General features: G+C 61.3%; 15 protein-coding genes. 6 read left to right on the top strand and 9 right to left on the bottom strand.

Features of this window, described 5'->3' with window-relative positions:
- Nucleotides 1-31 precede the first annotated feature (31 nt).
- Both yiiM and ACSBQQ_RS17465 read left to right on the top strand, forming a co-directional pair.
- Complete coding sequence (yiiM, locus tag ACSBQQ_RS17470; RefSeq protein WP_033649535.1) at nucleotides 32-703, top strand: 6-hydroxyaminopurine reductase; 672 nt, start codon at nucleotides 32-34, stop codon at nucleotides 701-703.
- A 101-nt stretch (nucleotides 704-804) separates the two neighbouring features.
- Nucleotides 805-1,584 carry a class I SAM-dependent methyltransferase gene (locus ACSBQQ_RS17465; RefSeq protein WP_033649536.1) on the top strand — a complete coding sequence of 260 codons (780 nt, stop codon included), beginning with the start codon at nucleotides 805-807 and terminating at the stop codon, nucleotides 1,582-1,584.
- Nucleotides 1,585-1,595: 11 nt separating this feature from the next.
- On the opposite strand, the gene ACSBQQ_RS17460 is transcribed toward ACSBQQ_RS17465, so the two are convergent.
- Nucleotides 1,596-1,958: a YibL family ribosome-associated protein gene (locus ACSBQQ_RS17460; RefSeq protein WP_004933989.1), complete on the bottom strand. Its 363-nt coding sequence runs from the start codon at nucleotides 1,956-1,958 to the stop codon at nucleotides 1,596-1,598.
- 73 nt (nucleotides 1,959-2,031) lie between these two features.
- Nucleotides 2,032-3,498, bottom strand: a complete 1,467-nt coding sequence (locus ACSBQQ_RS17455; protein ID WP_033636555.1) for a PLP-dependent aminotransferase family protein — start codon at nucleotides 3,496-3,498, stop codon at nucleotides 2,032-2,034.
- A gap of 142 nt (nucleotides 3,499-3,640) precedes the next feature.
- Between ACSBQQ_RS17455 and ACSBQQ_RS17450 the strand changes: the two genes are divergently transcribed.
- Complete coding sequence (locus tag ACSBQQ_RS17450) at nucleotides 3,641-4,249, top strand: LysE family translocator (RefSeq protein WP_033649537.1); 609 nt, start codon at nucleotides 3,641-3,643, stop codon at nucleotides 4,247-4,249.
- Here the strand turns inward: ACSBQQ_RS17450 and ACSBQQ_RS17445 are convergent.
- From ACSBQQ_RS17445 to ACSBQQ_RS17415, 7 genes are all read right to left on the bottom strand, one after another.
- Entirely contained in the window at nucleotides 4,246-4,800 is a 555-nt protein-coding gene (locus tag ACSBQQ_RS17445) for an MltR family transcriptional regulator (RefSeq protein WP_033638634.1), read from the bottom strand. The genes ACSBQQ_RS17450 and ACSBQQ_RS17445 overlap by 4 nt on opposite strands.
- 91 nt (nucleotides 4,801-4,891) lie before the next feature.
- A complete protein-coding gene (locus tag ACSBQQ_RS17440; protein WP_033649538.1) occupies nucleotides 4,892-6,037 on the bottom strand; it encodes a mannitol-1-phosphate 5-dehydrogenase in 1,146 nt (381 codons plus the stop codon).
- A gap of 58 nt (nucleotides 6,038-6,095) precedes the next feature.
- Nucleotides 6,096-8,015: a PTS mannitol transporter subunit IICBA gene (locus ACSBQQ_RS17435; RefSeq protein ID WP_041037303.1), complete on the bottom strand. Its 1,920-nt coding sequence runs from the start codon at nucleotides 8,013-8,015 to the stop codon at nucleotides 6,096-6,098.
- Nucleotides 8,016-8,557: 542 nt separating this feature from the next.
- Complete coding sequence (locus tag ACSBQQ_RS17430) at nucleotides 8,558-9,277, bottom strand: DUF3053 domain-containing protein (protein ID WP_033636551.1); 720 nt, start codon at nucleotides 9,275-9,277, stop codon at nucleotides 8,558-8,560.
- A gap of 329 nt (nucleotides 9,278-9,606) precedes the next feature.
- Nucleotides 9,607-11,676, bottom strand: coding sequence for a glycine--tRNA ligase subunit beta (glyS, locus tag ACSBQQ_RS17425; RefSeq protein WP_033649541.1), 2,070 nt, complete (start codon nucleotides 11,674-11,676; stop codon nucleotides 9,607-9,609).
- A gap of 9 nt (nucleotides 11,677-11,685) precedes the next feature.
- Entirely contained in the window at nucleotides 11,686-12,603 is a 918-nt protein-coding gene (gene glyQ / locus ACSBQQ_RS17420) for a glycine--tRNA ligase subunit alpha (protein WP_004933966.1), read from the bottom strand.
- Between the two features lie 737 nt (nucleotides 12,604-13,340).
- Nucleotides 13,341-15,329, bottom strand: coding sequence for an autotransporter outer membrane beta-barrel domain-containing protein (locus ACSBQQ_RS17415; RefSeq protein ID WP_060429042.1), 1,989 nt, complete (start codon nucleotides 15,327-15,329; stop codon nucleotides 13,341-13,343).
- Between the two features lie 196 nt (nucleotides 15,330-15,525).
- Between ACSBQQ_RS17415 and ACSBQQ_RS17410 the strand changes: the two genes are divergently transcribed.
- From ACSBQQ_RS17410 to ACSBQQ_RS17400, 3 genes are all read left to right on the top strand, one after another.
- Nucleotides 15,526-16,092, top strand: coding sequence for a DNA-3-methyladenine glycosylase I (locus ACSBQQ_RS17410; RefSeq protein WP_033636547.1), 567 nt, complete (start codon nucleotides 15,526-15,528; stop codon nucleotides 16,090-16,092).
- Entirely contained in the window at nucleotides 16,089-16,541 is a 453-nt protein-coding gene (locus ACSBQQ_RS17405; protein WP_060429040.1) for an N-acetyltransferase, read from the top strand. Before ACSBQQ_RS17410 ends, ACSBQQ_RS17405 begins: the two co-directional genes overlap by 4 nt.
- A gap of 249 nt (nucleotides 16,542-16,790) precedes the next feature.
- The gene (locus tag ACSBQQ_RS17400) at nucleotides 16,791-17,453 is read left to right on the top strand and encodes an OmpA family lipoprotein (RefSeq protein WP_033631402.1); all 663 of its coding nucleotides are present in this window, start codon (nucleotides 16,791-16,793) and stop codon (nucleotides 17,451-17,453) included.
- Nucleotides 17,454-17,530 lie beyond the last annotated feature (77 nt).

Here is a 17,530-nt window from a genome sequence, read left to right as displayed (position 1 = left end):
TGAGCCTTCGACGCGAGACACGGAGGCGCACATGCATCACCCAGACGTTTACATCGGCAGCATCCAACCCTATGAAGGCGGGCGCCCCAGCGCCATCGCCAAACGCCAGGTGGATGGCGCCATCCGGCTCACGCCGCTCGGCCTGGAAGGCGACGAGCAGGCGGAAAAAAGCTATCACGGCGGGCCGGACCGCGCACTGTGCCACTACCCGCGCGAGCATTACGCCCACTGGCGCGCGCAGTTTCCGGCGCAGGCCGAGCAATTTTGCGCCCCGGCCTTCGGCGAGAATATCTCCACCGAAGGGCTGACCGAACACAATGTGTTTATGGGCGACATCTTCCGCTGGGGCGAGGCGCTGATCCAGGTCACCCAGCCTCGTTCGCCGTGCTTCAAGCTCAATTATCACTTCGCCATCGAGGACATTTCGGTGCTGATGCAGCAAAGCGGCCGCTGCGGCTGGCTGTATCGGGTGGTGTCGCCCGGCGCGGTCAGCGGCGATCGTCCGCTGGCGCTGGCGGCGCGCAACAGCGACGTGTCGGTGGCCGAAGCCATCGCCATCGCCTGGCATATGCCGTTCGACGCCGAACAGTATCGCCGCCTGTTGGCGGTCGCCGGCCTCTCCGCCAGCTGGAGCAAGACCATGCTCACGCGGCTTGCCGAAGGGCACCTTGAGGACTTCAACCGCCGCCTGCTCGGCCGTTGAAAGCGCGGGCGGAAAAGATGAAAAACGTGCGCCGAATGCCGCGTTAACCCTGTTCTTCCGCCTATACTGTAGCCGCGTGTTTTTCAGCCAGGAGCCAGGTAATGACCACCCCGAACCATTCGATTCATCACGCCGCCGCCGAGGGCTATCAGGCCAATGCCGATCGCTATATGAAAGGCCGGCCGGATTATCCGCCGGAAATCGCCGCTTGGCTGCGCGAGACTATCGGCCTGCACGCCGGCATGACGGTCATCGATCTCGGCGCCGGCACCGGCAAGTTCACCCCGCGCCTGCTGGAAACCGGCGCTCAGGCGATCGCCGTCGAACCGGTGCCGCAAATGCTGGAAAAACTGTCGGCGGCGCTGCCGCAGGTGAAAACGCTGGCGGGCACCGCCGAGGCGATCCCGTTGCCGGACGAGTCGGTCGATGCGGTAGTGTGCGCCCAATCCTTCCACTGGTTCGCCACGCCGCAGGCGCTGGCGGAGATCCGGCGCATTCTCAAACCCGGCGGCAAACTCGGTCTGGTGTGGAACATGCGCGATGCGCGCGTCGGCTGGGTGCGTAAACTGAATCAGATCGTCGATCGCCACGAAGGCGATGCGCCGCGTTTCTATACCGGCGAATGGCGCAAGTTCTTCCCGTTCAAAGGCTTTGAACCGCTGCAGGAGCAGGTCTTTATGTTGAGCCACCGCGGCGCGATGGAGGACGTGATCTACAACCGGGTGCGTTCAACCAGCTTTATCGCCGCGCTGCCGCAGCCGCAACAGGAGCAGGTTATCGATCAATTGCGCCAGCTGGTGGCGGAAGAAGAGGAGCTACGGGGCCAGGACACGGTCACCGTGCCCTATCAGACCAAGGCGTATTTCACCACCAAGGTCTGACGCCCGGGGGTTCAGAACGCTTTCTTGGCGTAACCGGTGACCGCTTTCAGGCCCATCTCGCGGCCCAGCGCGGTCATCGGATGCACCACGATCAGCCCGCGCGCGCTTTTCTTCAGCGCGCCCATGTCGGCCTGCTCTTTCTTGGTGATTTCGCGGCTGAACGGCAGCTTGCTCAGCTTCTGCGCTTCGGCGCTCAGCTTCTCGCCGCGCACGTTTTTCAGGCGCTCGATCTCCGTCGCCAGCTTCTCTTTCTCTTTGGTGTGCTGCGCAATCAACTCAGGGTTGCCCTGTTGGATCACGGTGGCGTCTTTGTGGTTCAAGGCGTCCAGCAGGTCGCTCAGGCGCTTGATCTCTGCCTTTTCTTTCTCTTTCATGGTCTCTGGCCCGTTGTGCCCAAAATGGCACGCTAATCAATGATACCGGCATTGTAGCAAAAGGCGCGCGCCGTTACCCGTCCTGCGCAATGCCGGGCGGCAGGCCGCTCATCTCGCAGGCTCTGGCGCCGAGCCGGGCCAACGCCTGGGTGTAGCGCGCGTTGAACGGGTAGCAACAGGAGAGCCGCAGCGCGTTGCGGTAGCGCCCGCTGGGGGAATACAGGGTGCCCGGCGTCAAACAGATCTGCTCTTCCAGCAGTTGGTGGAACAGCGCTACGCTGTCCACGTTGGGGGGGAACTCAACCCAAAACACGAAGCCGCCCGCCGGCTGCGTGGCCAGCGTGCCGCGCGGGAAATGCCGGGCGATCAGCGCCCGCGCCTCGTCTACCTGCGCCGCATAGCGCTTGCGCAGGTTGCGCAAATGGTGATCGTAACCGCCGCTCTCCAGGAAGGTCGCCAGCGTTTCCGACAGCAGCTGCGACTCGGACATCGACGACACCGCCTTCAGCTTGCGCAACGCCTCGTGAAAGCGGCCGCCGCAGATCCAGCCGACGCGAAAATCCGGCGCCAGCGTTTTGGTGAAGCTGGAGCAAAACAGCACCCAGCCGTCGCGATCGAACGCCTTCACCGCCGGCGACAGCGCGCCGCCGAACTGAATCTCGGCATACAGCCCGTCTTCAATCAACGGCACCTGATGATCGTTCATCAGCCGAGCCAGCCGCTTTTTCGCCGCCAGCGGCATGGTGCAGCCCAGCGGGTTTTGCACCGTGGGCATGGCAATCACCGCGTTCAGCCGTTTCTCGTTCAATAGCAGCTCCAGCGCGTCCAGCGACAGCCCCAGCTGCGGATCGGTGGGGATTTCCAGCGCTTTCAGCCCCAGGCTGGCCAGCAGCGGCAGCAGGTAGAAGTAGGTCGGTGACTCCAGCCCGACGCAGTCGCCCGGTTTGGTGGTGACGCGCAGCGCCAGCTGCAACGCCTCCATGCAGCCGTGGGTCAGCACCACGTCGCCCGGCTCCAGCAGCATGCCCAGCGTCATCGAACGGCGGGCGATCTGCTGACGCAGCCGCAGGCTGCCGGGCGGCAACGAATACTGTCCGATCAGATCCGGTTGACGGCGCAGCTGAGAGGACAGCATGCGCCCCAGCTTGCCGCCGGGATAAAAATCGCTGGTCTGCGGGCAGGCCAGCGCAATGTTGGTGAAGGCCGGATTCTGCTGGGCGGCGAACACAGTATCGATCAGCGCCAGCACGTCGTCCGCCGGCGGCTCGATGCGGCCGCTGGGCGCCGAGGCCATCTTCAGCGCCGGCAGCGTGCTGCGGACATAAAACCCCGATTGCGGCCGCGCTTCGATCAGCCCGCGATCCTCCAGCGTGCGGTAAGCCGACACCACAGTATTAATACTGACGCGATGGGTTTGCGCACAGCGCCGCACCGAAGGCAAGCGGTCGCCGGGCAGCAGCGTGCCGCGGCGAATGGCCTCGGCCAGCGTATCCGCCAGCTGCAGGTAACGGGTATCCGGGGTTTCATCGAGCAGGGTCACAGTTTCTCTCCAGGCAATGGGTACAGTTTACATTTTGCACAACTGTAACCATAACAATATCCAATTTGTGGTTCTGTCACCACCCCATTGCAGCGATTATGCTGATCCTCTCGTTATTACCGTCATTTTCAAGGAACCTGCCATGCTGGACTCCGCCTTTGTCAGCTACGTCACCGTCATGTCGATTACCCCCGGCCCCAACAACCTGCTGCTGGCCTCGTCGGGCGTCAACTTCGGCCTGCGCCGCACCCTGCCGATGCTGTTCGGCATCGGCGCCGGCTGCGCGGTGCAGTTGGCTATCATTATCCCGCTGCTGGCGCTGGCGCTCAGCTGGGCCGGCGTCATCCGCTTCCCGCTGGCGGTGATCGGCTGCGCCTACCTGCTGTGGCTGTCATGGAAACTGTTCAAGGCGGCCTCGCCGGACGCCAAAGAGCAGGTGAGGCCAATGAGTTTCCTCAACGGCGCGCTGTTTCAGGCGGTCAACCCCAAGGCCTGGCTGATGGTGATCAACGTGGCGATCCTGTTCACCCCGCGCGAAGGCGCCACCTTCTTCCATACGCTGAGCGTCATCGCAGGTTTCGTCGTGCTGAATTTACCCTGTGTGCTGCTGTGGGCGGTGCTGGGCGACCGGTTGCGCAACGCGCTCCAGGTCGCCTGGAAGCTGCGCGCGTTTAACGGCGTCATGTCCGGCCTGATGGCCGCCACCGCGCTGTGGTTGCTGTTCGACGAGTGGCGCGCGGCCTTTGCTTAGCCGCGGCCGAGAGGAGAGAGTCGGGAAGGTTGTTTGGCGCCGATGCCGGCGATCAGATCGGTAATGGACAGCACCATGGTGGAGCGCACCATCTGCTGATAGCGCTGACGCTGCATGGCGATCAGCGCTTCATCCGCTTCGCCCGGCTGCAGGAAGGTCGGCGCCGGCGGCAGCGCGGCCACGCAGTGCAGCTCGCCGAACGGCCCGAGGATTTCGTCGTCGACGAAGCGGTATTCCGCACCGTCGTGATTCAGCTCTTCGCGCATCGCCATCAGCAGCTCGGCGTCTTCATATTCGTGGCGGGAGATCACCCCCAGCCCATACATCAGCTTCAGGCGCACCGACAGCTCCCCCAGCGGGCCGCTGCCGGACAATAGCGGTTCGACGGCATATTTCACCGCATAGTCGTCCTTGCGGAATACCTGCACCACCAGCACGTTGAGCGCTTCCGCCAGCAGCTCTACCGCCGCGATCAGGAAACTGCGCACCGTTTTGCCCGCGTTCAGCTTTTCCAGAACCTGATTTTCAAATGCCTGTGCTTCTTCCATCATCGCTTTTCGAAAGGCGTGGGGAGGGCCGTCGATGTCGAACTCGGATTGCAGGAGCGCAGCAAGCTGCGCTCGGGTGTTCATCATCACGATTCTACTTGTGCATGGCGTTATACACAGCAACGGCCTCTTCTACAACCTCGCTTTCCGCCGGCAGGCCGGAAATTTGCGCCAGCGCGGCTTTCGGCCCGAGCGTGTTCAGCAATTCCGCCAACTCCTGCGCCTGCGGATCCTGTTCGCTGCGGTAGCTCATGGCGGCGGCGATGCCCTGGATCAGGTTGGCGTGCGGCAGGCCGTATTCCAGCGTGCCCAGCAGCGGTTTGATCAGGCGATCGCCGGCGCTCAGTTTGCGCAGCGGCTGGCGCCCCACGCGCTCGACGTCGTCGTGCAGATACGGGTTTTCGAAGCGGCCGAGGATTTTGTTGATGTAGGCGGCGTGCTTGTCGGCGTCGAAGCCGTAGCGCTTGATCAGCACCGCACCGCTCTCTTCCATCGCTCCTTTCACCACGCGGCGGATCGCCGGGTCGAGAATGGCGTCGCGAATGGTTTGCAGCCCGGCCCGTTGGCCAAGGTAGGCGGTGATGGCGTGGCCGGTATTGAGGGTGAACAGCTTGCGCTCGACGAACGCCATCAGGTTATCGGTCAGCTCCATGCCGGCGATCGCCGGAGGCTGGCCCTTGAACTGGGTCTGATCGACGATCCATTCGCTGAAGGTTTCCACCGTCACTTCCAGCGGATCGCTGCTGTCCGCCGGCGGCACGATGCGGTCGACGGCCGAATCGACGAAGCCGACGTGCTGCTCAACCCATGCCTGTTCGTCCTGCGGCAGCGCAGCGAACACATGCTGCTTCAGCTGGCTGGTGCCGCGCACCATGTTCTCGCAGGCGATGATATTCAGCGGCTGCGCATTGCCCTGCTGATGACGCAGCACCAGCCCTTTGGCGATCGTGCCGGCGATTTTGCCGAGAATTTGCGGGCCAACGGCAGTGGTCACCAGATCCGCCTCGGCGATCAGCGCCACCGCCGCCTCGCTGCCGCTGTTGACGGCGCTGACGTTGTTGACGCTCTCCACGCGTTCTTGCTCGCCCACCACGTGCACCTGATAGCTTTTACGGCTGTTCAACAGATCCAGCACCGTTTGATTGACGTCGGCGAAGGTCAGCTCAACCCCGGCGTCCGCCAGCAGCTTGCCGATAAAACCGCGGCCGATGTTCCCTGCGCCAAAATGTAATGCTTTCATAACTCTACCTTCTTAATGTCGAAGGGTGCAGCAAGCTGCACCCTTTAAAATGATTCCGTTATCCGGCTTTTTTGCCGCCGAGCAGGTCCAGCACTTCCTGCACGCTGGTGGTATTCGCCAGCCGCTCGATCACGCTCTCGTCATCCAGCGCGTTGGTCAGGCTGGTGATCACCTGGATATGCTCGTTGTTGCGCGCGGCGATGCCGATCACCAGACGGGCCACTTCATCCTCTTCCTCGCCGAAGCGCACGCCCTGCGGGTACTGGCAGAACACCACGCCGGTGCGCAGCACCCGGTCTTTGGCCTCAATGGTGCCGTGCGGCACGGCGATCGACTCGCCCAGGTAGGTGGAGGTGAGTTTCTCGCGCTCCAGCATCGCCGGCACGTACTCCGCCTCGACGTAGCCGCCTTTCACCAGCTGCTCGCCGGCGAAGCGGATCGCCTGCTCTTTGTCGCTGGCCTGCAGGTTGAGGAACACGTTGCTCTCGCTCAGCTTGAACAGGTTCGATTCACCGGCTTCGAAGCTGTCGTCCAGCGCGCCCAGTACCTTTTGTTGGTTGTCGCTGGTTTTGTTGGCCGCCAGCAAACGGTCGACCAAATCGCTGTACAGCTTGCTGTCGAGGAAGTTGGTCAGCGAGATGTGCTGGGCCTGCGGCGCGTGGCGCATCGCACGCTCGGTCAGATCGCGGTGGGTGATCACCAGATCCACATCGTCCGGCAGGCTGTTGATGGCGCTGTTGGTCACCGAGATGTTCTTCAGCCCGGCGTCGGCCACTTTCTTGCGCAGCACCCCGGCGCCCATGGCGCTGGAACCCATGCCCGCATCGCAGGCGACGATGATTTTGCGCACGGTGCTCAGATCGCCGTCGACCGATGCCGGCGTCGCCGCGCCGCCTTTGGACTGCGATTTCATCTCTTGCATGCGACGGGTCGCAGCTTCCAGATCGTCATCCTCTTTCACCTTGGAGGTTTTCAGCAGGAAAGCGGACACCACGAAGGAGACGGCAAAGGCTGCGCACACCGCCGCAATGTTGGCGAAGTAGGCGCCTTTCGGGGTCATCGCCAGCACTGCCAGGATCGAACCCGGAGAAGCCGGAGAAACCAGGCCGCCGTTCAGCATCGTCAGGGTGAAGACGCCGGTCATGCCCCCCAGGATCACCGCCAGCAGCAGGCGTGGGTTCATCAGCACGTAAGGGAAGTAGATTTCGTGGATGCCACCCAGGAAGTGAATGATTGCCGCACCGCCGGCGGATTGCTTGGCGCTGCCGCGACCGAAGAACATGTAGGCCATCAGTACGCCCATGCCCGGGCCTGGGTTGGCTTCGATCAGGAAGAATACCGACTTGCCGACTTCCGTGGCCTGCTGGATACCCAGCGGCGAGAAGATGCCGTGGTTGATGGCGTTGTTCAGGAACAGGATTTTCGCCGGTTCAACGAAGATGGACGCCAGTGGCAGCAGGTTGTTCTTCACCATCACGTGCACGCCCGCCGCCAGCAGCTTGGAGAGCACCTCCACCAGCGGCCCGATGCCCAGGAAAGCCAGGATCGCCAGCAGCATGCCGATGATGCCGGCGGAGAAGTTGTTCACCAGCATTTCAAAACCGCTTTTGATCTTGCCGTCCACCCAGCGGTCAAAGTGCTTGATAGCCCAGCCGCCCAGCGGACCGGCGATCATCGAGCCGAGGAACATCGGCATGTCGGCGCCGACGATGACGCCCATGGTGGTGATAGCGCCGACCACACCGCCGCGCTCGCCGCCCACCAGCCGCCCGCCGGTATAACCGATCAGCAATGGCAGCAGGTAGGTGATCATCGGGCCGACCAGCTTGGCTAAGGTTTCATTCGGCAGCCAGCCGGTTGGAATGAATAGCGCGGTGATAATCCCCCAGGCGATAAAGGCGCCGATGTTGGGCATCACCATGTTGCTCAGGAAGCGGCCAAAGTTTTGTACTTTAACCTTGATGTCTGGTGAAAACATAAAACACACCCCTATTGTTACGCGCTGACAATAGAGCGCGTGATTATTGTTGTGACGATCCAGCCGTGTTGCCGCTGTATGCGAAACGGACTCTATCACGCTGTTTTTGTCACGCGAACTTCACGGATTTTTTGTGACACAAATCACACACAACACCCCAACAAACCACCCTTTATAGTGATAAAGATCACACTTATGGCGTGTAAAAAAAGCACAGTGAGAAAAAAATCGCCTGAAAACCCACAATAAAGTGATGTTGATCACATTTTTAAGCTGATTGTTTGTTTTTAAATTGTGATAAACATCACAATTTATTTTCAACTGCGGCGCCGATCGCGACGCTCTGTTTGATCATCCCTGTGAGCATTCATCCCGCCGGGAACTAGCGAAGTGATGAATGAAAGAAAACTACATTGCCGAATGAATGGATTAATTGAAGTGTAGTACAGAAGCCTGCGCAATAAACCAGCAAGCTATTGGAAACGCTGAGGGGAAATAAAACGGGCCGGCAATGCCGGCCCGTATGTCGTGCATGCGGTGCGTTATTGCGTCACGCTTTGAACGGCTTTCTGCGCATTCAGCAGGTTCTGCTGCTTGGCCACCAGATTCGACATCATGGTGTTGTACTGCGCCACCTGCTGCGCGGTGCGGAACTGCACGCCGTTGTTGTTGAAACTGACCTGATTGCCCTGGCTCTGCAGGAAATCGCCAACCTGCACCAGATCCTGCACGAAGCCGGCGGTGGTCGGGATCGCCGGCATCAAGGCGTTGGCCGGTGCGGTAACGATCTTGTCATAGGCCTGGTTGTACACCGCCTTCAGATCGTCGGGCTGCTTCAGCGCCGCGCGGGCGGTATCCGCCTGCGATTTAGCGGACTGGATCTGCTGGCCCAGCAGGTTCAACGCGCCGACCGATTGCTGCAGCGCGTCGCGTTTGTTCAGGTAGTCCTGCGCGGTGCGGATCTGGTTAATCTGATCCAGCGCCGGCGTCAGGCTGGCGCCGACCGACTTGGACAGCTGCTGCGAAAAGCCGACCAAAATCGCGTAATCGCCGGCATAGTTGCCGAACTTCTGCTTCTGGTCTTCGCTCAGCGTGGGGATGTTCGCCCCGCTGCGCATCACGGTATTCTGTAAGTAATCGATAAATGCTTTGCGCTGTTCCGGCTCTTTATCGCCGCAGGCGGTCAATTGCATGACCACCAACAATGCCAATACCGGTGCCAACCAACGCGCGAAACCTCTGCTCTGGATCCCTACCGCCATGTGACATAACTCCTGTTATAAACCTGCTTTTTCATTGGACTCCGCCCCTTTTACCGCACTCCGTGCGCCTATAAGAATAGATCAACTGGCGGCATTCCGATACGCGATTCCGCTTGCGATGAGCATTGCCCCGGCCGGATGCGGTTGAAAATCGTGCGCAAAACGCACTGAGGTTCATTGCCGTCGGCGACCGGACGCTTCAATTTCCCCAAGTCGCCCCCCCGCCCCCCAAGTCGCCCCCCAAGTCGCCAGGCGACCTTGCCTTCGCCCCCAGGAAACGGAAATAAAAAAAGGCGCCCGCAGGCGCCTTGTCACAGCAGAGAGGCCACTTACTGCAGCACGGAGATATCCGCCACCTGCAGGAACAGTTCGCGCAGCTTGCTCAACAGCGTCAGACGGTTCACGCGCACTTCCGCATCGTCCGCCATGACCATCACGTTGTCGAAGAACGCATCCACCGGCTCGCGCAGCGCAGCCAGCTCCACCAGCGCTTCCTGGTAGTTGCCCGCCGCGAAGTACGGCTGCAGCTTGTCGCGCAGCACCACCAGGTGAGTCGCCAACTGGATCTCCGCCGCGTCCTTCAGCACCGAGGCGCGCACGCTGTCGTTCAGCGTTTCGGTAGACTTGGCCAGAATATTGGAGACGCGTTTGTTGGCCGCAGCCAGCGCCGCCGCCGCTTCCAGCGTACGGAAGTGGGAGACCGCCTTGACGCGCGCGTCGAAGTCGGCCGGCTTGGTCGGACGGCGCGCCAGCACCGCCTGAATGGTATCGACAGCGTGGCCTTCTTCCTGATACCAGGCGCGGAAGCGGCCCAGCATGAATTCCACCACCTCGTCGACCACCTTGGCGTTGGTCAGCTTGCTGCCGTACAGGCGCACGGCCTCTTCGGTCAGGGTCTGCAGATCCAGCGGCAGGTTTTTCTCGACGATGATGCGCAATACGCCCAGCGCGGCGCGGCGCAGCGCGAACGGGTCTTTATCGCCTTTCGGATGCTGCCCGATGCCGAAGATGCCGGCCAGGGTGTCCATCTTGTCGGCGATCGCCAGGGAACAGGCCACCAGCGACTGCGGCAGCGCATCGCCGGCGTAGCGCGGCTGATACTGCTCGTTCAGCGCAACGGCGACGTCTTCCGCCTCACCGTCGTGGCGCGCGTAGTGCATGCCCATCACGCCCTGGGTGTCGGTGAATTCGAACACCATGTTGGTCATCAGGTCGCACTTCGACAGCAGGCCCGCGCGGGTGGCGTGGTTGACGTCGGCGCCGATCTGGCCGGCAACCCAGCCCGCCAGCGCCTGAATGCGGTCGGTCTTGTCGCGCAGGGTGCCCAGCTGCTGTTGGAACAGCACGGTTTCCAGGCGCGGCAGGTTGTCTTCCAGGCGTTTCTTGCGGTCGGTGTTGAAGAAGAACTCGGCGTCGGCCAGACGCGGACGCACCACTTTCTCGTTACCGGAGATGATCTGCTGCGGGTCTTTCGACTCGATGTTGGCCACGAAGATAAAGTTCGGCAGCAGTTTGCCCGCGGCGTCGTACACCGGGAAATACTTCTGGTCGCCCTTCATGGTGTACACCAGCGCTTCCGCCGGCACCGCCAGGAATTTCTCTTCGAATTTGGCGGTCAGCACCACCGGCCATTCCACCAGCGAGGCCACTTCTTCCAGCAGGCTGTCGCTCAGATCGGCCTTGCCGCCAATCTTCTGCGCCGCCAGCTCGGCGTCGCGCTTGATGAGGGCTTTACGCGCTTCATAATCGGCGACCACTTTGCCGCGCTCCAGCAGGATCTGCGGGTATTGGTCGGCGTTGTCGAGGGTGAACTCGGCTTCGCCCATGAAGCGGTGGCCGCGCACGGTGCGCGCAGAGTCGATGCCCAGCACGGTGCCCGGGATCAGATCGGCGCCCAGCAGCATCGTGACGGTGTGCACCGGACGCACGAACTGCACGTCGGAGTCGCCCCAACGCATCAGTTTCGGAATCGGCAGTTTAGCCAGCGCGGTGCTGACCATGCCGGCCAGCAGCGCCTGCGCCGACTGGCCTTTGACGTGGGCGCGGTACATCAACCACTCGCCCTTGTCGGTCACCAGGCGTTCAGCCTGATCGACGGTGATGCCGCAGCCGCGCGCCCAGCCTTCGGCCGCTTTGCTCGGTTTGCCTTCGGCGTCGAACGCCTGGGCGATCGCCGGGCCGCGTTTTTCAATTTCGCGATCGGCCTGCGCCGCGCTCAAGTTGGCCACTTTCAGCGCCAGACGGCGCGGTGCGGCGAACCAACTCACGTCACCGTGTTCCAGGCCGGCGTTGTCCAGCTCGGCGGTGAAGTTGGCGGCGAAAGATTCCGCCAGGGAACGAAGAGCCTTCGGCGGCAGCTCTTCCGTGCCGATTTCCACCAGGAAAGTCTGTTGAGTCATGGCTGCCTCTTAGTTCTCGTTCTTCTTGTTGCACATCGGGAAGCCCAGCGCTTCGCGGGAAGCGTAGTAGGCTTCGGCAACGGCTTTGGTCAGCGTGCGGATGCGCAGAATGTAGCGTTGACGCTCGGTCACCGAAATCGCCTTGCGCGCATCCAGCAGGTTGAAGGTATGGCCCGCCTTCAGGATGCGTTCGTAGGCCGGCAGCGGCAGCGGTTTTTCCAGCGCCAGCAGCGATTGGGCTTCTTTCTCGTACTGCTCGAAGCAGGAGAACAGGAAGTCGACATCGGCGTATTCGAAGTTGTAGGTGGACTGCTCCACTTCGTTCTGGTGGAACACGTCGCCGTAGGTGGTGACGCCCAGCGGGCCGTTGCTCCACACCAGATCATATACGCTGTCCACGCCCTGGATGTACATCGCCAGGCGCTCCAGGCCGTAAGTGATCTCGCCGGTCACCGGCTTGCACTCCAGGCCGCCGACCTGCTGGAAGTAGGTGAACTGCGTCACTTCCATGCCGTTCAGCCACACTTCCCAACCCAGGCCCCAGGCGCCGAGCGTCGGGTTTTCCCAGTTGTCTTCCACGAAGCGAATGTCGTGGATGGTCGGATCCAGACCCAGCTCTTTCAGCGAGCCCAGGTAGAGTTCCTGAATGTTGTCCGGCGATGGCTTAATCACCACCTGGAACTGGTAGTAGTGCTGCAGACGGTTCGGGTTTTCACCGTAGCGGCCGTCGGTCGGGCGGCGGGATGGCTGCACATAGGCGGCGGCCATCGGCTCCGGCCCCAGTGCGCGCAGGCACGTCATCGGGTGTGAGGTTCCCGCGCCGACTTCCATGTCCAATGGTTGAACGATGGTGCAGCCCTGGCGCGCCCAATAATCCTGCAGTGTCAGGATCAGGCCCTGGAAGGTCTTGGTATCAAACTTTTGCATGTTGAATTCGCACGCGATACAAGTGGATTTAGATGGAATGCGCCAGTATACCCTTTGACCGTAAGATATACAGCCAGAATCCGGCAACAAGTGCGAATCGGGACGAGAAGCGCTGGATTTTCCCGCGGCGGGCGCAGCGGGAAGGACAACACGTTGGCCGGTTACCTTGCCGTTCAGAAAGACATACCCGACACACACATTAGATCCCCTTAACAAAAATATCACTCACCGCCGTTTAAATAGTCAATTGGCTGAACGCTATTTCCCTCTTCATCGACCAAATTTAAGCTGATTTACGTGCGTATATCCTTATATTTCCCACGAGATAAAGTTGCACCAATGTTATTTTTGTTAATTTTATCAACTAAAAAACTCCCTTCATCGAGAGATAATGTGATCAAGTGCCAGATTATTTCTTATGTCGTGAAAAATAAGGCGATATCGCGCGGCGTGCCGACGCGTTGGGTATGGAAGGAATGGCCATGGATGAAATACGGCGCTAACGGGCCACAGAAACAAATTGACAGTTAATCTTTGGTTATACAATAATAAATAAAATTTTCCCTGGTGTTGGCCAAGTGGCTACCTGATCCTTTCATAGGATCAGTTTTTTTTTGTATTTCCGCCAACGTCACTGCGGCCCGCATAATTCCCCCCAAGCCGCCTTTCGCATAAATCCCTTATCAGACCTTATGGCTTATCCTGATCCTGCGCCCTTGAACGCGCCGATGGCCAATTCAAAAGCGCGCGCTGACGCCTACGTTATACATAAACTGCTCGCCGCTGCTCAGCCCGCCGGTTTGCGAGACGGTGGCGAAGGCCGATACCCTGTCCGTCAACGGCATGTTGGCCCCCAACGTGACATCCACCCAGTTTTTGTCCTGGCCCGCACTGTCGCGGGTGAACGAGGTTTGCGTCGATTTCAGGCCGCCGCCGGCGCGGTAGACGTCGTCGCCGAACTGGTGCTGATAACTCACTTCCGCATAAGGGTTAAACACGCCGAATTGCGTATCCAGCCGCCAGCCCAACGCGCCGATCTGCGAGTGGTAGGTTTGATCGTTGAAGCGCATGGCGGTGCTGTCATCGCCATCTTCGCTGTAGCCGGAAACGCGGCTGTAATCCCAGGCGAACTGCGCCACCGGCCCGGTGGTCAGGTAAGAAGCGATCGGGAAGTCATAGCCGGCGGTCACGCGCGCGCCCCACTGCCTGCCGGTGGTCGAACCGGTTTCGGTGCGCGTCAGCGGCCCCAGCCGCAGGCTGCGGCGGATGTCGTCATAATCCATCGTCGTATAGTGCAAATCGGCGTTGACCCAGCCCTGCTCGAATATCGCCAGTGAACTGAAAGCCGACAGCAGCAGCCCGCGCGCCTTGTAATCAAAGCGGCTGGAAGGATGTTGATCGTCGTTGGAACCGGCGATCAACGCGCCGATCAGCCAGCCGTCGGTCAGCTGATAGTCCACCCCGACGGTCAGGTTGTGGGTGGTGGCGTTGCCCTCCCCCGCAGCCCGGTTATCGGCATAGTCATAGTGCTGGCCGGCGTAACCGCCGAACACGCCCAGCGAACCCTGCGGGTTTTCGCCGTGGCGCAGCTGCTGGAAGCGGCTGTCGAGCGTGGCGCGGCTGTCGCGCGCCATCGCCGCGGTCGCCTGATTCAGCGCCACCACCTGCGCCGGGCCATCCAACACCGCCTGGATATAATCAGCAATCAGCAGGTGCGCCTGCGGGCTCGGGTGGAAATGGTCGGAGAACAGATAGGACTGGCCGGCGTCGAAGCCGGGCATATCGGAGCTGCAGACCGCCGAGGAAACGCCCGGCGGGCAAGCCATGCCGGCGGTGTTGGCGAAGCCGAACTGCGCCGGATTGGCGATCGCTTCGGCGAACAGCTTGTTGACGTCCACCCGCACGATATTGCCGCCGCCCTGCGCCAGCAAAAGGTCTTCACTTTGATTATAGAAATCGGTCAGCTGGGCGGCCTGCTCGCTCAGGCTGTCATACGCCGCAATAAGCTGCGTGGCGATCGCCTGCTGCACCTGAGGAATGGCGCTGCCCTGCTTCGCCGCGGCGGCCAACGCCGCATGAATCGCCTGCGTGCGTGAAGCGTTGTCCGGCGTCGCCACCGAATTAAGCGTGGCATAGGCCGCCTGGATCGCCGCCCCCTGCACCGGCGACAGCGCCTGTTGAATGATCAATTCCATCAGCTGCGGCGTGGAGCCGATGTTCGGCACCGTCGGCACGATCACCGTGCCGGCGCCGGCGTTCAGCAGCGAATGCACCTGCGCGGCTGCCGCGGCGGCGCTGTTGTAGGCCACGCCGGGCGCGGTAGCGGCATTTAATGCCGCCGCCGCCAGATCGTTGCCGCCGATCCAATGAACGTACAAACCGTCGCCGTCGGCCTGGCCGTTGACCCGGTTCAGATAGCGCTGCACCTGATCCTGGGTGTTATCGGCCGGGTTCAGGCCCGGCACCGCCACGGCGCCGCCGGCGGCGTAGTTCTCACCGCCGTTGTCCGAAGCCACCAGCGCCGCCCCGATGCGTTGCGCCAACGCTTCGTCGTACAGCAGGTGCTGGTTACCGTCATAGGTGAACCGGCCGTTGTTGCCGGTATCGCTCAGGCTATCGCCAAAGACGTAGAGTTGATCGTACGCCTGAGCCGGAAGGGTCACACTGCAAAGCAACGCCACTGCAAGCGCCGCCGGGCGGGGCATGCACGTTATTTTTAGAGGCATGAATCGACTCCTGAGAGCCTGCAAATGAAGGCAATGTCGTTTTTATCGTTGGCCGGTTTTCCACCGGCCATGTAGTAACTATTGTCGGCTTTTTCGTCACGTCAAGCGGGCTGATGACAAAACAATCAGAGGCTTGCCAAGTTCGGCGCTTCGAGCGATGATTACTGTTCATAAATACAGCGTAAGGACAGTCAGGATGGCAGACGAACGTTGCGGTTGGGTGACGGCCGATCCGTTGTATCTCGAGTATCACGACCAGGAATGGGGCGCGCCCACCACCGACGCGCGCGAGCTGTTTGAAATGCTGTGCCTCGAGGGGCAGCAGGCCGGCCTTTCCTGGATCACCGTGCTGAAAAAGCGCGAGAACTACCGCCGCGCTTTCCACGGTTTCGATCCGCAGCGGGTCGCCGCCATGACCGAACAAGACGTGGAAAACCTGCTGCAGGACAGCGGCATCATCCGCCACCGCGGCAAGATAGAAGCCATCATCACCAACGCCAAAGCCTATCTGGCGATGGAGGCGGCCGGCGAGAATTTCGTTACCTTCATTTGGGACTTCGTCGGCGGCCGGCCGCAGCTCAACCGCTGGCAGGCGCTGAACCAGGTGCCGGCCAAAACCGAGCAGTCCGACGCCATGTCCAAGGCGCTAAAAAAACGCGGCTTCAAGTTTATCGGCTCCACCGTTTGTTACGCCTTCATGCAGGCCAGCGGGCTGGTGAACGATCATCTCACGGGATGCATGTGCTACCCAAAGCCACGGTGATCCGCCCCTGTGGCCCGGAGGATATCGACCGGCTGATGGCGCTATGGCTGCCCAGCACCATCGCCGCTCATCCGTTCGTGGCGGAAAAATACTGGCGTGAGAGCGCCACGCTGGTGCGTGAAAACTACCTGCCGCGCGCGCAAAGCTGGGCCTGCTGGCATGACGACGAGATCGTCGGCTTTATCAGCGTGCTGGACGAGCAGTTCATCGGCGCGCTGTTTGTCGAGCGGGCGTTTCACGGCCGCGGCGTCGCCCAGGCGCTGATGACGCACGTGCAGCAGCGCTACCGCCGGCTCAGCCTGGAGGTGTACCAGCAGAACCTGCGCGCCTGCGCGTTCTACCACAGGCACGGTTTTCAGGTGACGCAGCGCCTGTTCAACGATGAAACCCAGGCCTATACGCTGATCATGAACTGGCCGGCAGTCGAAAATTCAACCCGTTATGCTTAAAAAAGGCGCATCTGCACTCCGGATGCGCACAATTAAGAATCCGCTGCATAGCGCCGCCCGGCGTTTTACCGCATAACTCCCCCAGCACTTACCCGCGCTCATCATTTGTCACGTTTTTCTCCGGAACTGCCGGCGAAACCGCGCGTCATAGGTAGCGCGGCGACGCGGGCTCCCTGCGTCACCCACTTTTTTTTGCGTCCCCGCTTTGGGCCGGCGCGTACAGATTCTGATGCCATTAAGGACAAGAACATGAAAAAACGCATTGCAATTATTGCCGGCGCCGTGAGCCTCACGCTCGCGCTGTCGGCCTGTACCACCAACCCTTACACCGGTGAATCCGAAGCCGGTAAATCCGGCATCGGCGCGGGCCTCGGGGCCGCACTGGGCGCCGGTGTCGGCGTGCTGTCCTCTTCCAAGAAAGATCGCGGCAAGGGCGCGCTGATCGGCGCAGCGGCCGGTGCAGCCCTCGGCGGCGGCGCAGGCTATTACATGGACGTGCAGGAAGCCAAACTGCGCGACAAGATGAAAGGCACCGGCGTCAGCGTCACCCGCCAGGGCGACAACATCGTGCTGAACATGCCGAACAACGTGACCTTCGACAGCAGCAGCGCCACGCTGAAACCGGCGGGCGCCAACACCCTGACCGGCGTCGCCATGGTGCTGAAAGAGTATCCGAAAACCGCGGTCAACGTTGTCGGCTACACCGACAGCACCGGCTCCCGCTCGCTCAACATGAACCTGTCGCAGCAGCGCGCCGACGGCGTAGCCAGCGCGCTGATCACCCAGGGCGTGGCGGCGAACCGTATCCGCACCACCGGTGCCGGTCCGGACAACCCGATCGCCTCCAACAGCACCGCGGAAGGCAAGGCGCAAAACCGCCGCGTCGAGATCACCCTCAGCCCGCTGCAGTAATCCCGTGCGGGGCGCGCAACCGGCGCCCCGCCGCCTCCCTGCGATTTTCTCCTTACCCTTCAACATTCCCGCCCGCA

It is taken from the genome of Serratia sp. G204Y (assembly GCF_051172435.1).
GTDB classification, from domain to species: Bacteria; Pseudomonadota; Gammaproteobacteria; order Enterobacterales; family Enterobacteriaceae; genus Serratia; species Serratia sarumanii.
The sequence above is the reverse complement of the archived record's forward strand: the minus strand, read 5'-3'. Positions and strand labels throughout refer to the sequence as shown.

Bases quoted from the DNA above. Each gene is read 5' to 3' on its own strand.
- yiiM (WP_033649535.1), top strand. From the start codon at position 32: ATGCATCACCCAGACGTTTACATCGGCAGCATCCAACCCTATGAAGGC.
- ACSBQQ_RS17440 (WP_033649538.1), bottom strand. From the start codon at position 6,037: ATGAAAGCATTACATTTTGGCGCAGGGAACATCGGCCGCGGTTTTATC.
- ACSBQQ_RS17430 (WP_033636551.1), bottom strand. From the start codon at position 9,277: ATGGCGGTAGGGATCCAGAGCAGAGGTTTCGCGCGTTGGTTGGCACCG.
- ACSBQQ_RS17445 (WP_033638634.1), bottom strand. From the start codon at position 4,800: ATGATGGAAGAAGCACAGGCATTTGAAAATCAGGTTCTGGAAAAGCTG.
- ACSBQQ_RS17465 (WP_033649536.1), top strand. From the start codon at position 805: ATGACCACCCCGAACCATTCGATTCATCACGCCGCCGCCGAGGGCTAT.
- glyS (WP_033649541.1), bottom strand. From the start codon at position 11,676: ATGACTCAACAGACTTTCCTGGTGGAAATCGGCACGGAAGAGCTGCCG.
- ACSBQQ_RS17400 (WP_033631402.1), top strand. From the start codon at position 16,791: ATGAAAAAACGCATTGCAATTATTGCCGGCGCCGTGAGCCTCACGCTC.
- ACSBQQ_RS17460 (WP_004933989.1), bottom strand. From the start codon at position 1,958: ATGAAAGAGAAAGAAAAGGCAGAGATCAAGCGCCTGAGCGACCTGCTG.
- ACSBQQ_RS17450 (WP_033649537.1), top strand. From the start codon at position 3,641: ATGCTGGACTCCGCCTTTGTCAGCTACGTCACCGTCATGTCGATTACC.
- glyQ (WP_004933966.1), bottom strand. From the start codon at position 12,603: ATGCAAAAGTTTGATACCAAGACCTTCCAGGGCCTGATCCTGACACTG.
- ACSBQQ_RS17415 (WP_060429042.1), bottom strand. From the start codon at position 15,329: ATGCCTCTAAAAATAACGTGCATGCCCCGCCCGGCGGCGCTTGCAGTG.
- ACSBQQ_RS17435 (WP_041037303.1), bottom strand. From the start codon at position 8,015: ATGTTTTCACCAGACATCAAGGTTAAAGTACAAAACTTTGGCCGCTTC.
- ACSBQQ_RS17410 (WP_033636547.1), top strand. From the start codon at position 15,526: ATGGCAGACGAACGTTGCGGTTGGGTGACGGCCGATCCGTTGTATCTC.